Annotated in this window: 13 protein-coding genes; 10 read left to right on the forward strand and 3 right to left on the reverse strand. The window is 68.9% G+C overall.

Translation table 11 applies throughout. The annotated features are described in order from the left end of the window. Positions 1-22 precede the first annotated feature (22 nt). From LRS03_RS10845 to LRS03_RS10865, 5 genes are all read left to right on the forward strand, one after another. On the forward strand, positions 23-292 hold the full coding sequence (locus tag LRS03_RS10845) for a PAAR domain-containing protein (protein WP_257825438.1): 270 nt from the start codon (positions 23-25) through the stop codon (positions 290-292). A gap of 80 nt (positions 293-372) precedes the next feature. Next, positions 373-1,926, forward strand: a complete 1,554-nt coding sequence (locus LRS03_RS10850; RefSeq protein WP_257825439.1) for a hypothetical protein — start codon at positions 373-375, stop codon at positions 1,924-1,926. 21 nt (positions 1,927-1,947) lie between these two features. After that, complete coding sequence (gene tssM, locus LRS03_RS10855) at positions 1,948-5,766, forward strand: type VI secretion system membrane subunit TssM (protein WP_257825440.1); 3,819 nt, start codon at positions 1,948-1,950, stop codon at positions 5,764-5,766. Next, a complete protein-coding gene (tagF, locus tag LRS03_RS10860; RefSeq protein WP_257825441.1) occupies positions 5,763-6,740 on the forward strand; it encodes a type VI secretion system-associated protein TagF in 978 nt (325 codons plus the stop codon). The genes tssM and tagF overlap by 4 nt, the downstream gene beginning before the upstream one ends. A gap of 2 nt (positions 6,741-6,742) precedes the next feature. Next, on the forward strand, positions 6,743-7,528 hold the full coding sequence (locus LRS03_RS10865) for an OmpA family protein (protein ID WP_257825442.1): 786 nt from the start codon (positions 6,743-6,745) through the stop codon (positions 7,526-7,528). Positions 7,529-7,581: 53 nt separating this feature from the next. On the opposite strand, the gene tssA is transcribed toward LRS03_RS10865, so the two are convergent. Next, positions 7,582-8,634: a type VI secretion system protein TssA gene (gene tssA, locus LRS03_RS10870; protein ID WP_257825443.1), complete on the reverse strand. Its 1,053-nt coding sequence runs from the start codon at positions 8,632-8,634 to the stop codon at positions 7,582-7,584. Positions 8,635-8,681: 47 nt separating this feature from the next. Here tssA and LRS03_RS10875 point away from each other — a divergent pair, with 47 nt between their 5' ends. From LRS03_RS10875 to LRS03_RS10885, 3 genes are read left to right on the forward strand one after another with little or no spacing between them, the layout of a single operon-like run. Continuing rightward, positions 8,682-9,614, forward strand: a complete 933-nt coding sequence (locus LRS03_RS10875; protein ID WP_257825444.1) for an MBL fold metallo-hydrolase — start codon at positions 8,682-8,684, stop codon at positions 9,612-9,614. Further along, positions 9,611-10,399, forward strand: a complete 789-nt coding sequence (locus tag LRS03_RS10880) for an SDR family NAD(P)-dependent oxidoreductase (RefSeq protein ID WP_257825445.1) — start codon at positions 9,611-9,613, stop codon at positions 10,397-10,399. The genes LRS03_RS10875 and LRS03_RS10880 overlap by 4 nt, the downstream gene beginning before the upstream one ends. Further along, complete coding sequence (locus tag LRS03_RS10885; protein WP_257825446.1) at positions 10,399-10,971, forward strand: TMEM165/GDT1 family protein; 573 nt, start codon at positions 10,399-10,401, stop codon at positions 10,969-10,971. Before LRS03_RS10880 ends, LRS03_RS10885 begins: the two co-directional genes overlap by 1 nt. A gap of 3 nt (positions 10,972-10,974) precedes the next feature. Here the strand turns inward: LRS03_RS10885 and LRS03_RS10890 are convergent, their stop codons facing one another. Together LRS03_RS10890 and LRS03_RS10895 are read right to left on the reverse strand one after the other, a co-directional pair. Further along, positions 10,975-12,237: an MFS transporter gene (locus tag LRS03_RS10890; RefSeq protein ID WP_257825447.1), complete on the reverse strand. Its 1,263-nt coding sequence runs from the start codon at positions 12,235-12,237 to the stop codon at positions 10,975-10,977. After that, positions 12,230-12,688, reverse strand: coding sequence for a MarR family winged helix-turn-helix transcriptional regulator (locus LRS03_RS10895; RefSeq protein WP_257825448.1), 459 nt, complete (start codon positions 12,686-12,688; stop codon positions 12,230-12,232). Before LRS03_RS10895 ends, LRS03_RS10890 begins: the two co-directional genes overlap by 8 nt. A gap of 51 nt (positions 12,689-12,739) precedes the next feature. Here LRS03_RS10895 and LRS03_RS10900 point away from each other — a divergent pair, with 51 nt between their 5' ends. Both LRS03_RS10900 and gloA read left to right on the forward strand, forming a co-directional pair. Then, positions 12,740-13,282 carry a PaaI family thioesterase gene (locus LRS03_RS10900; RefSeq protein WP_257825449.1) on the forward strand — a complete coding sequence of 181 codons (543 nt, stop codon included), beginning with the start codon at positions 12,740-12,742 and terminating at the stop codon, positions 13,280-13,282. A 78-nt stretch (positions 13,283-13,360) separates the two neighbouring features. Continuing rightward, complete coding sequence (gloA, locus tag LRS03_RS10905) at positions 13,361-13,753, forward strand: lactoylglutathione lyase (RefSeq protein ID WP_257825450.1); 393 nt, start codon at positions 13,361-13,363, stop codon at positions 13,751-13,753. Positions 13,754-13,763: the final 10 nt, after the last annotated feature.

The following is a 13,763-nucleotide window of genomic DNA, read 5'->3' on the forward strand; positions in this document are numbered from 1 at the left end:
CACAGAGAACAGGGAGAGGTGTATGGGGCGTCCCTTCATCGTGTTGGGCGACAAGACCGACCACGGCGGTGAGGTCATTGAGGCCTCCGGCGTCACGGACACGCACGGCAAGCGCATCGCACGCGTGGGCGACAAGGTCACCTGCCCGAAGAAGGGCCACGGCACCTGCGCCATCGTCACCGGCGACAACACCATGATCATCGACGGCAAAGCCGCGGCTCGGCACGACGACCAGACCGCCTGCGGCGCGAAGCTGATCTCTTCGCAATCGGTCACCAGCGACGAGTGCTGAAGACCTTACCCCTGCCCCAACGCCGCTGACACCACCCCGCACGCGCCAGCCCGGCGCCATGCGCCCGCTGTACTCCCCTCATGGCCAAAGTCTGGAAGGTTCTCGCACTGCTGCTGGTGATCACCGCGCTGGTGTGGCTGAGCACGCTGTGGCGATGGCAGTCGGCGCAGGTGAACCCCGATGCGACGCAGCTGCTGCTGCACCTGGTGCTGTTGCCCGTGGCACTGACGGCGGCATTGCTGGCCGTCGTGTGGAGCGTGAAGCGGCTGCGCAGCTACGCCACGGCGCCGACCGCCGTCGCCGCACCACAGGCCGGCGCCACGGCGGCGACCACCCCGAGCCCTGCCGCCAGCGCACGACCGGTACCGCACCGTGTGCTCGCCGCGGCGGTGCAGGTACGCGCCGGCCCGGTCTGGAAGGATGCGCAGTCGAACATCGCCGAAGGCAGCTGCAAGGCCGGACTCGATGCCACGATGAAAGACGACGACGGCATCGCGATCTTCACGGCGCCGATGGACGACATCAGCACCGACGAGGTGGCCACATCGCTCGAAGAGATGGTCACCGCGCGCAAGCACGAACTGCCCGCCGACTGGCCCGGCCACACCCCTGAGCCCGAGATGCTGCGGGCGCTCGCGTCGCTCGACGCCATCGTCAACCAGATGATCGGCAAGGTCGAATCGCAATGGCCAGCGCTCTCCGTTCCCCTGCCAACGACACGCCCCGCCGCGGCCAACGCCGCGATGCTGCCGCCCGTGGTGAGCGTGCGCATCGGCATTCCCGCACGCTGGCCGGTGCCTGCGCAGCAACTGGCAAGCGCGTGGCTCCAGCATCTCTTCGTCCCCCACGTCGATGCAGGCCTGAAGGCCGCTGGCCAGTCGCGTGCCATGGCCAGCGCCGCGCGCCCCGCCGTGCAGGTGCACGTGCACCCGGTCGAGAGTGCCGAGGCCTACTGGCTGCTGATGGAGCAACAGCTGCAGCAATGGCAGCGCGAGCGGCAACCGGGCCTGCTGTGGGCGCTGGTGGCCGACAGCCTGGTCGGTGAAGAGAGCGTGGAGCAGCTCACGCGCGCCCGCGAGTTGTTCTCCGGACAACGCCAGCAGGGCCGCGTGCCCGGCGAGGGTGGCGCCGGTGTGCTGCTCGCATCGTCCACCTGGACGACACCGGCGGACGCCGCCCCGCCCCTCGCCCTGATGCACAAGGCCAGCCTCGTCAAGCGCGACAAGTCGGCCGATGCCGGCGGCCGTATCACCTCACAGGCGTTGATACAGGCGCTCGACGACACGCTGCAAGGCACAGGCCTCGACGCCAAGCAGATCCAGCACCTCACCACCGACGCCGACCACCGCGCCTCGCGCACGGCCGAGGTCTACGAGACCTTGCAAGAGCGGCTGTCGCATCTCGACGCCTCGGAGCACGCGCTGCGCCTGGGCCTCGGCTGCGGCGACATCGGCATCGCCCGCCTGCTCGCCTGCGCCGCGTTGACCGCCACGCAAGTACAGGAATCCGAAGCGCCTGCCCTCGTGCTCGGCGCCCACGCCCCCTTCGACCGCCTGGCCGTGCTGATTGCCCCCGCCACAGCACCCGCCACGCCGCCCGCAGAAACACCAGAGGCCGCCGCACAGGCGGCCTGAACACCCGAACGGACACCTCCCATGCAACGAATCTGGTCGTTCCTCCTGGACACCCGCACCCTCGCAGTGATCGGCGTGCTGGCGCTGGCCGCCCTGCTCTTCCTCAGTGCCAACGCATTGAAGGTGGGCGCGCTGTGGGCGGCGGGTATCCTCGTGACGCTGCTGACGGTCTGGCTCATCGTGTGGGCGGTGCGCCGCTGGCGGGCCGCCCGCGCCTCGAAGAACCTCGAAGCCGCGATGGACGCCGAAGCCGACCGTGCCATCAAGGCCGCGCCGACGAAGGAAAGCCGTGCCGAGATGGAGGCCGTGCGCCAGCGCATGCAGGAGGCCGTCAAGACCATCAAGACCTCCAAGCTCGGGCTCACCTCGGGCTCCGCCGCGCTGTACGAGCTGCCCTGGTACGCGGTGATCGGCAACCCGGCGGCCGGCAAGAGCACGGCCATCGTGCGCTCGGGCTTGAACTTCCCCTTCTCCGACAAGACCTCGTCGGTGATCCAGGGCATCGGCGGCACACGCAACTGCGACTGGTTCTTCACCACCGAAGGCATCCTGCTCGACACCGCCGGCCGCTATTCGGTGCACCAGGAAGACCGCGACGAGTGGCTCGGCTTCCTCTCGCTGCTCAAGCGCAACCGCCCGAAGGCGCCGCTCAACGGCGTGATCATCGCGGCGAGCCTCGCCGAGTTGAACAACAACAAGCCAGAGTTCGCGATCACGCTCGCCAAGCAGCTGCGCCAACGTGTGCAGGAGCTGACCGAGAAGCTCGAAGTCTTCGCGCCGGTCTATGTCGTCTTCACCAAGGCCGACCTGATCTCGGGCTTTGCCGAATTCTTCGAGGACCGCGACCGCGACGAGCGCGAGCGTGTCTGGGGCGCCACCCTGCCCTACGACACCGCCACCAAGGCCGATGTCGTCGCGAGCTTCGACAAACACTTCGACGAGCTGAACGACGGCCTGAAAGAAGCCTCGACCGTGCGCATGTCGATGCACCGCGGCGAGAAGCTGCCACCGGGCGTGCTGACCTTCCCGCTCGAGTTCTCGTCGCTGAAGGCGCCGCTGCGCACCTTCATCACCACGCTCTTCGAAGACAACCCCTACCAGTTCCGCCCCATCTTCCGTGGCTTCTACTTCACGAGCGCGGTGCAGGAAGGGCAGTCCACCGGCCGCGCCAGCCAGCGTGTGGCCGAGCGCTTCGGCCTCTCACCCGCCGTCGGCTCTGCACCCACCGCTGCGGTCGTGGCGCAAAACGGCTTCTTCCTGCGCGACCTCTTCTCCAAGGTCGTCTTCGCCGACGCCAACCTCGTCAAGCAATACACCAGCCGCGCCAAGCTGCGCTGGCGCTACGCGGCTTTCTTCGGCGGCGCGCTGCTGCTGGGCGCGATGCTGGCCGGCTGGACCTGGTCGTACGTCGGCAACCGGCAGCTCGTCGCCAACGTGCAGGCCGATCTCAACAAGGCCATCAAGCTGCAGGAAGGCCGCATCGACCTGCAGTCGCGCCTGGAAGCGCTCGAAATCGTGCAGGACCGCGTCGACCAGCTGCAGCGCTACCGCGAAGAGCGCCCGTGGACGATCACACTCGGCCTCTACCAGGGCGATGCGCTCGAAGCCAAGATGCGCGCCGTCTACCTCGCCGGCCTGCAGGAGGTGCTGCTCAAACCGACGGCCGGCGCCATCGCCGCCTACCTCGGCGAGGTGAATGCCAACGCGGCGCAACTGCAGCCCCTAGGCCGCTCGGCCGACAGCGGCAGCACCGCACGCCCGGCCGCCGCACCCGAGCCGCTGGGCTTCTATTCCGCGGCCTCGAGCAGCAACGTCTCCGACGCCTACAACGCCCTCAAGACCTACATCATGCTGGGTGACCGCTCCCGCATGGAGACCGGCCACCTCGGCGACCAGCTCACACGTTTCTGGCGCGGCTGGCTCGAAGCGAACCGCGGCTCGATGCCGCGCGAGCAGCTGATCCGCTCGGCCGAGCGCATCCTCTCGTTCGCGCTCACGCAGGTGTCGGCACCCGACTTCCCCGCCACGCAGACCAACCTCGCACTGCTCGACACCACGCGCGAGAACCTGCGCCGCGTCGTCAAGGGCATGCCCGCACGCGAACGGGTCTACGCCGAAGTGAAGGCACGCGCCGCGACGCGCTTCCCACCGATGACGGTGGCGCGCCTCATCGACGAGGCCGACCGCGAGATCGTGGCCGGCAGCTACGCGATCTCGGGTGCTTTCACCCGCGAGGCGTGGGACGGTTTCATCGAAGAGGCCTTCAAGGAAGCCTCGCTCAAGGAAACGCGCGCCGACGACTGGGTGCTCAAGACCGCGACGCAAGACGACCTCACGCTCGAAGGCAGCCCCGAGCAGATCCGCAAGGCGCTGGTGCAGCTCTACAAGACCGAATACGTGCAGGAGTGGCAGAAGTTCCTGCAGGGGGTGACGGTCAAGGAGTTCGGCAGCTTCGAGCAGGCCGTGATCCGCATGAACCGGCTCGGGGACCCGGCTGCGTCGCCGGTCGGCAAACTGATCACCGCGCTCTACGAGCAGACCTCCTGGGACAACCCCGGCATCCTCAACGACAAGCTCGCCAAGGGACAGAAGGGCTTCATCGACTGGTTCAAGCGCTCCATCCTGCGCATGTCCCCGAGCCCGGTGGAAGTGAAGCTCGACGTCACCACCGGCCAGGCCGCCATCCCGATGGGCCCGATCGGAAAAGAGTTCGCCGGCCTCACGCGGCTGATGGTCGAGCGTGACAGCAACCCGGCGCTGATCCGAAACTACCTGGAGTCGCTCTCCAAGGTCCGCACGCGCTTCAACCAGATCAAGAACCAGGGCGACCCCGGCCCGGCCAGCCGACAGCTGATGCAGCAGACGCTGGAGGGCAGTTCCGAGCTGAGCGAGGCGCTCAAGCTCGTCGACGAGCAGATGCTCGCCGGCCAGACCGATGCCGCCAAGGCCACGCTGCGGCCGCTGCTGGTGCGCCCGCTGATCCAGTCGTATGCGGTCATCGTGCCCTCGGCCGAGAACGAGATCAACCGCATCTGGGCCGCGCAGGTGCACGAGCCCTTCCTGCGCACGCTCGCCGGCAAGTACCCCTTCGACAAGGCCTCGCGCCTCGAGGCGACGCCTGGCGAGATGACCAAGCTCTTCGGGCCAGACGGCGGCGTGGCCAAGTTCAGCGAGCAGGCGCTCGGCTCGCTCGTCGTGCGCCGCGGCGACATCATCACGCCGCGCACCTGGGCCGACATCGGCCTGCGCCTGCGGCCCGAGTTCGCGACCGGCTTCCCGGTCTGGGTGGCGCCGGTGGCCGGTGGCCAGGGGGGCGGCAGCGCTGCAGGCGGTGGGGGCGGTGGCGGTGCCGGCGGCGGCACCGAGGCCCAGACCAACTTCCAGATGCTGCCCACGCCGGTGCCCGGCCTGGCCGAGTACACGGTCGAGGTCGACGGCCAGCAGATGCGCTATCGCAATGCCGTCGCCAGCTGGACCAACTTCGTCTGGCCGGGCCAGGGCACGCCGGGCGTGCGCATCACCGGCGTCACCACCGACGGCCGCACCATCGAGTTTCTCAACGAGCCAGGCGGCTACGGTCTCGAGAAGATGATCAGCAAGGCCCGCCGGAAGAAGATCGACAGCAACGTCTTCGAACTCTCGTGGCCCAACGCCAACCTTGCCGTCACCGTGCAGCTGCGTCTGATTGCGAGCGCCGCCGTGGGCTCGCCCAACGCGGCGGGTGCACCCGACACGCCAAGCGCCTCGGGCGGACTGAGAGGTGTGCAGCTGCCGCCGCTGGTGGCGGGCCTGGTCGCGACCGCAACGCCTGCGTCCACACCCACCGGAGGCAAACCATGAGCGCAGCCGCCCAGGCGCTCTACTTCGGCAAGCTGCCCTCGCGCGGCGACTTCGTGCGCAGCAGCGCGGGCTCAGCACTCATCCACAGCATCGACCAGTGGATGTCGCAGACGCTCGAACTGCTGGCCGAGGACACCCGCTGGAAGATCGTGTACGACGCGGCCTCGCCGGTGCACTTCGCCATCCTCGGCACGCAGAGCAATGCGGGCCTGGTGGGGCACATGGTGGCGAGCCAGGATGCCTCGGGGCGCCGCTTCCCCTTCGTGCTGGCGGCGTCGTTCGAGGTCGGCGAGCCCTTGCAGTTCCTGCCCTACAGCCCGCAGGCACTGAGCCCGCTGTGGGGCCGGCTCGACAGCCAGGTGCGTGTGGCCCAGCAGGCCTCCGATTTCACCGAGGTGCAGGATCAGCTGCTGGGCCCGCTCGAGGTCGAGATGCAGACGACCGCGCTGCGCGAGTCGTACAAGGCCTTCGCGCAACAGCTCACGATCGAGCGGCTCGAAGCGTCGCTCACCGCAGCGGGCGCCGCGCCCGTCTCGTTCCGCCAGACGGCGCTGGCCCTCGGCCTGCTGCTGCAGCCGGTGCTGTCGCAAGGCCATGCCGATCTCAACAAGGGCCTGCTGCTGCCGCTGCCGCGCGATCCGATGCAGCTGCCGCACGTGCTCACGATGTGGGTCGACCTCATCAGCCGCTTCTTCGCCCGCACCTCGGCCGAGACCGCCATCTTCGTCACCATGCACGGCCCGCAGCCGGTGCTGGTGATGGGGTTTCACGGCGCGTCGCCGCTCACGCTGCGCTCGGTGCTCGACAGCGACGCCAGCCGCAACGACAACGTCACCGTCACCGATGCCGAGTGGGTCGAGGACTGGATCGGCTCCGACTACGGCCTGCGCAAACTCTCCAACCACCTGCGCGACCCGTCGCTCTCGCTTGCGGCCGCGGTGGACCTGTTCCGCGAAACCTTCCTGGGGGAATGAGCATGAGCCTCCCGTCCTTCATCAAACGCCTGCTGCCACTCACACTGGCGGCAACCGCCCTGCCTGTCGCAGCGCTGCCCCCGACGCCCGCCGCGCCCAACCAGGTGGTGGTCGCCGGCACCGTGCCCGACGAGGCCACCCGCAACGCCATCCTCGCGCGTGTGCGCGAGGTCTACGGCGCTGAGCGGGTGGTCGACCAGCTCGGCGTGGGCCAGGTGGTGGCCCCGCCCAACTGGAGCGGCTACGTGCAGAAGATCGTGTCGCCGCAGCTCAAGAACGTGTCGCGCGGCCAGCTCGTGATCAGCGGCAACAACATCGAACTCAAGGGCGAAGTCACCAACGAAGCGCAGCGCCAGCAGCTGGCGGCCGACATGGCGACCGCCCTCAACCCGACCTATGCGGTGCGCAATGCGCTGCGCGTGGCGGCGCAGGAGCAGTCGGTGCTCGACGCCACGCTGGCCAACCGCATCATCGAGTTCGAAGCCGGCAGCAGCGTGCTGCGCCCGGCCGGCCGCAGCATCCTCGACGAGATGGCGACGGCGCTCCTGAAGATGGGCAGCAAGAAGGTCGAGGTCATCGGCCACACCGATTCGCAAGGCACACGCGACACCAACATCGTGCTCTCGCTTGCACGGGCCGATGCGGTGCGCAGCTACCTCGCGAGCAAGGGCGTGCCGCCCTCGCTCATCACCACTTCGGGCTCCGGGCCTGACCGGCCCGTGGCGGCGAACGACACGCCCGAAGGGCGGGCGCGCAATCGGCGCATCGAGTTCCGGGTGAGCCAGTAAGGCTCACTCGTCACCCTGCCAGTAAGGCTCACTCGTCACCCTGCCAGGAAGGCTCAGCCGTTCCCGTCCTTGGGCGGCTCCACGCCCAGCAGCTCTTCCACGTGGGCGAGTGCGCCCGCGTCCTTGAGCACGGCGCGCAGCCACAGGTGCAAGGGCATGTCGCCCCACTGCACGGCCTTGTCGGCGAGGTAGGCCACGGGGCTGTGCGGCTCGGTGGCACGGAAGAAGCTCGCCACCTCGCGCAACTGGGCCAGTGCCTGCTCGCGGGTGCGCAACGGACCGCCGATCGAGGCCGCGGCGACGCCGGCCGCGGGTGTGTCGGCACCGGCCTCTGCCGCGGCCGTCGATGCCGCCGCCGCACCCGAGATCGCGCCCACCTCGCGCGCCAGGCGCTGCAGCTCGTGCAGCGCCGAGGCCAGGGCGTCGCGCGCCGAAACGAAGCTCGGGCCTTCAGTCCCCAGCTTCGAATCGACCAGCCCCTGAAGGCCGTTCAGCAGCTGCTGGCTGGCTTCCAGCGCTGCGAGCGAGGCGCGCAGCTCATCCTTCGGGGTCTCGCGCAGTGCGCGGTTGAACTTGTCGAGCGTGAGCGCCTCGGGCGGCAGCGGCTTGTCAGGCGTGGGCTGCAGCATGCGCGCGGCAAACATCTGCTGCAACGAATACGCCCCGGCGCGACCCTTGGTGATGGGCGCCACGGTCGAGAGCGCCCCGAGCCGTCCCAGGAACCAGCCCAGGTTGCCGATGCGCTGCTCCTGGTCGCCGTCTTCGGGCTGCGGGTAGAAGCCGTCCCAGTAGCGCTCGCACAGACCGCCGCAGAGTTCCAGGCCTTGGCGCAGGCCGACATAACCCCGGGTCAGCGTGGCGGCCTCGGCCCACCACATGGCCAGCCGCAGGTCTTTCGACCTGCTGCGCAGCAACTCGCTGCAACGGTCGAGCACGCCGGGCCAGTCGGCCACCTTGAGGGCGGTCACCCACTCGCCCTGGTCGAGCGTCGGGTCGTCTTCGCGGCGCATCTCGGCGATCTGGTCGAACTCGGCCGAGAACGACAGGTCTTCGCCGCACGGTGCCGAGTCGGAGATCGGCTGCAGGAGCTCGTCGGTGTTCATCATGGGCAGGCAGTGTAGCGGGGGCCTCCGGCGCGGTGCCAGAATGAACCATGAGCGAAACACACGGCATCCACACCGTCGACACCGGCTTTCACCGCGCCGATTTCGACGCCGCCTACCTGATGGTCGAAGACGGCCGCGCGGCCTTCATCGACACCGGCACCACGCACAGCGTGCCTCGCCTGCTGGCGGCCCTCGCCGCCACCGGCCTGCAACCGGAAGACGCCGACTGGGTCATCGTCACCCACGTGCACCTCGACCACGCCGGCGGTGCCGGCGCTCTGATGCAGGCCCTGCCCCACGCGCGGCTGCTGGTGCACCCGCGCGGCGAGCGACACATGGTCGATCCGAGCGCGCTGATTGCCGGCGCGAGCGCGGTCTACGGCGCCGATGAAGTGGCGCGGGCTTACGGCAGCATCGCACCCGTTCCCAAGGAGCGCGTCGTCACCAGCCACGACGGCATGACGGTGCAGCTCGCAGGCCGCACGCTGACCGTCTTCGACACCCCCGGCCACGCCAGGCACCACCACTGCATCTGGGACGAGCGCAGCCGCAGCGTCTTCACCGGCGACACCTTCGGCCTCTCGTACCGCGAGTTCGACACCGCTCGCGGCCCGTGGCTGCTGCCCACCACCACACCCGTGCAGTTCGATCCCGCCGCGCTCAAGGCTTCAGTGCAGCGCCTGCTCTCGCAGGCCCCCGAGTCGATGTACCTCACCCACTACGGCCGCGTGCAGGGTGTCGCCGCGCTCGGGGCGATGCTGCTGGAGCAGATCGACGAGCTGGTGCAGCTCGCCACGCCTCTGCGCGACGCACCCGACCGCCACGCACAGCTCAAGCAGGCGCTGAGCGCCACCTACCTGCGCCGCGTGCGCGCCCACGGCTGCACGCTGGCCGACGAGGAGGTGCTGCGCCTGCTTGCCAACGACATCGAACTGAACGCCCAGGGCATCGGCGTGTGGCTGGAGGGAGGCAAACGATGAGCCAGGTCCACTTCGCCCTGCACGACCAGGTCGTCATCGTCACCGGTGCCGCGCAGGGCATCGGCGCCGCATGTGCCGAACGCCTGTCGCAAGACGGCGCCGCGGTCGCGCTGTGGGATGTCGACGCCGCCCGCGGCCAGGCGCTCGCCGCGTCGCTCGCGGCGCAAGGCCGACGTGCGCACTACCTGCATTGCAACGTCGCGCACAAGGCCGACGTCGACGCCGCCATCGCCGAGACCTTGCAAGCCTTCGGTCGCATCACCGGCCTCGTCAACAACGCCGGCATCTTCAAGGCCGCCGACTTCCTCGACATCACCGAAGCCGACTGGGACGCCGTGCTCGACGTCAACCTCAAGGGCGCCTTCCTCGTCGGCCAGGCCGCCGCTCGCGAGATGGCGAAGACGGGCGGCGGTGCCATCGTCAACATGAAGCCGGTCAACGGCGTGATGGCCATCCCCAGCATCGCGAGCTACAACGTCAGCAAAGGCGGCATCAACCAGCTCACCCGCGTGATGGCCCTCGCGCTGGCCGACCGCGGCGTGCGCGTGAACGCGGTGGCGCCTGGCACCATCGCCACCGAACTCGCACGCAACGCGGTGCTGGGCAGTGAAGAAGCGAAACAGCGCATCATGAGCCGCACCCCGATGAAGCGCCTGGGCGAGCCGGAAGAGATCGCCGAGGTGACCGCCTTCCTGCTCAGCGGCGCGTCGAGCTACATGACCGGCGAGATCGTCTTCGTCGACGGCGGGCGCATGACGCTCAACTACACGGTACCCACGAACTGATGAGCCTCGAAGCCTTCGGGGTGTCGACCGGCGTCGTCGCCCTCGGCGAGATCGGCGACAAGACCCAGCTGCTCGCCTTGCTGCTCGCCGCCCGCTACCGCAAGCCCGTGCCCATCGTGCTCGGCATCCTCGTCGCGACCCTCGCCAACCATGCCGCGGCCGCGGCGCTCGGCGCCTGGCTGCAGACGCTGATTGACCCACGGTGGATGCGCTGGGGGCTCGGTGCCTCGTTCCTCGCGGTCGCGGCGTGGATGCTGATCCCCGACAAGGCCGACGAGGGCGAGACCGCGAGTGCCGGCCGCTGGGGCGTGTTCGGCGTGACGCTCGTCGCCTTCTTCCTGGCCGAGATGGGCGACAAGACGCAGATCGCAACCGTGATGCTCGCGGCCCGCTTCGACTCGCTGCTGTGGGTCACACTCGGCACCACGCTCGGCATGATGATCGCCAACGTTCCGGCCGTGCTCTTCGGCGAACGCGCCGTGAGGTTCGTGCCGCTCAAATGGGTGCATGCCGTCGCCGCGCTGGTGTTCGCGGTGATCGGCGTGCTGATCCTCTTCGGCGTGGGTGTCTGAGGCTCAGGCCTTGGCAGGCTGCACCGCAGGCACCGCCGAAGAGGCTTCGCGGATCGGCAGGTGGATGAGTGCCGCGCCGACGGCGAGCACGATGTCGACGTACCACATCCAGTTGTAGCTGCCGGTCCACTCGAAGGACTTGCCACCGAGATACGCGCCGAGGAAGCCGCCGATCTGGTGCGCCAGCATCACCAGGCCGAAGAGCGTGGCCATGTGGGCCGGGCCGAAGAACTTGGCGACCAGGCCCGCCGTCGGCGGCACGGTCGAGAGATAGGTGACACCGATCACCGCCGCGAACACCAGCAGCGTGAACTCGGTCTTGGGCGCCAGCAGGAACAGCAGCACCGCCACCGCCCGCGTCGCATACACCAGCGACAAGAGCGACTTCATGCGCCAGCGCCCGCCCTGGAAACCGACCGCCCAGCCCATCGCCACACTTCCGACGATGTTGAAGAGCCCGATGACGCCGAGCGCCCATGCACCGAGCGCCGGTGGCAGCTGGCACGAGGCCACCACACCGGGCAGGTGCGTCGCGATGAAGGCGACGTGAAAGCCGCAGACGAAGAAGCCGGCGCACAGCATCAGGTAGCTCGGGTCGCGCACCGCACGGCCGATCGCCTCGCGCGTGGTCTCCTTCTTCACCGGTGCTGCGCCTGCGACGGCCGCCTGTTGTGCCGAGCCGCGCAGCACCCAGGCGGCCGGCAAGGCCAGCAAGGTGATGACCGCCAGGCTCTGCAAGGCGACGACCCAGCTCGCCGCCGCGGTGATGGCCTGCGCGAGCGGCGCAAAAAGGAACTGGCCGAAAGAGCCCCCTGCGTTCACGATGCCCGAGGCCATGCCGCGCTTTTCGGCCGGCACCAGCCGCGTGGTCGCGGCCATCAGCACGGCCGGACCGGCCATGCCCGCACCACCCGCCGCCAGCACGCCGATCGCGAGCACCAGGCCGGCCGTCGTCGTCATGAAGGGCACCATCGCCGTGCCGATCGCGATCAGCACCACTCCCGTCACCAGCACCCGCCCGGCGCCCACACGGTCGGCCACCATGCCGGCAAACGGCTGCGTGAGCCCCCACCACAGCTGTCCGAACGCAAACGCCAGGCTGATGCTCGCGAGGCCCAGGCCGGTGTGCGTGTTGAGCGTGTTGAGGAAGAGGCCCATCGACTGGCGCGCGCCCATCGTCAACGAAAAAGTGCCGGCGGCCGCCAGCAACACCAGCCACAAGGCCACCTTGCGGCCGTTCAGCGCATGGCTCGTCGCGTTACTCATCGCCAGCTCCTTCTTCATCTGAGCCGATCACGGCCAGGCAGTCGTCGATCAATTGGTGCAGCTGCGCCACGCGCGCCTCGCCGAGGGTGTCGTTCAGGCTCAGCTGCGCTTGTTTCCACAGGCGCTGCGCCTCGCTGCGCTTGGCGCGGCCGGCCTCGGTCAGCGCCACCAGCCGCGTGCGTGCATCGGGGCCTGGGCCCTGCGTCACCCAGCCCTGTGCGACGAGCGGCTGCAGGTTGCGCGACAGCGTCGACACCTCGAGGTTCATCTTGGTCGCCAGGTCCGACGGGCGCACCGGCTCCATCGCGCCGATGTGCGAGAGCAGCGAGTACTGCGTGGTCTTGAGGCCACTGGCCGCCACCGCCGCGTCGTAGCGGCGGCTTACCGTGCGGGTGAGCTGGCGCAGCTTGAAGTTGGTGCAGCCGCGTGGGGCGGTGGTCCGGGTGGTCATGGATTCAATTGTAGCTACAATTGTTGTAGATGCAACTTTATGGAGACCGCAATGGCCGAACCCACCCTCACTCCTGAACAGACCCTCGCCGCCTGGGAGGCCGACGAAGCCTCGGTTCGTGCGCGCCGCGGCGCGCTCGGCGTGATCCGCCCCGAGCAGGTGGCGGGCAAGGCCGGCATCGAGGTGTTCGACGCGATGTTCTCCGGCGAGCTGCCGCAGCCGCACATCGGCGAGACGCTCGATTTCCTGCCGGTCTTCGTGGAACCGGGCCGCGCCATCTTCCAGGGCCGCCCGCGCCGCGCGCACTACAACCCGCTCGGCACCGTGCACGGCGGCTGGTTCGCGACACTGCTCGATTCGTGCGTGGCGTGCGCCGTCCACTCCTCATTGCCGGCGGGCAAGAGCTACACCACCGTCGAACTGAAGATCAACATCGTGCGGGCGTTGACGGAGCACGTGCCACTGGTGCGCGCGGAGGGCAAGGTCATTCACCTCGGGCGCAGCATGGGCACCGCCGAGGGCCGCCTCTATGGCCACGACGGCAAGCTGTACGCTCACGCCTCGACCACCTGTTTCATCCTCGATGCGAGATGACTGCCCCCCCGAGGGGGTGCACGCCGGCTTGGGGCGGCCCGGCGCTCGGCTCGCTCGCGCCAACCACCCACTGACACCATGCGAATCCTCCACACCATGCTGCGCGTCGGAAACCTGCAGCGCTCGATCGACTTCTACACGAAGGTGATGGGCATGCAACTGCTGCGCACCACCGACCGCCCCGAACAGCAGTACTCGCTCGCCTTCCTCGGCTACGGTCGCAACCCCGAGCACGCCGAGATCGAGCTGACCTACAACTACGGCGTCGACCAATACGAGCTCGGCAGCGCCTACGGCCACATCGCGATCGAAGTGCCCGATGCCTACGCCGCCTGCGACAAGATCCGCGCCAACGGCGGTGCGGTCACACGCGAAGCCGGCCCAGTGAAAGGCGGCACGACCGTGATCGCCTTCGTCACCGACCCCGACGGCTACAAGATCGAACTGATCGAGCGCCAGCCCGGGCACTGAGCCGCCGCGG

The organism is Rhizobacter sp. J219, from assembly GCF_024700055.1.
In the GTDB taxonomy this organism is placed as follows: domain Bacteria; phylum Pseudomonadota; class Gammaproteobacteria; order Burkholderiales; family Burkholderiaceae_C; genus Rhizobacter.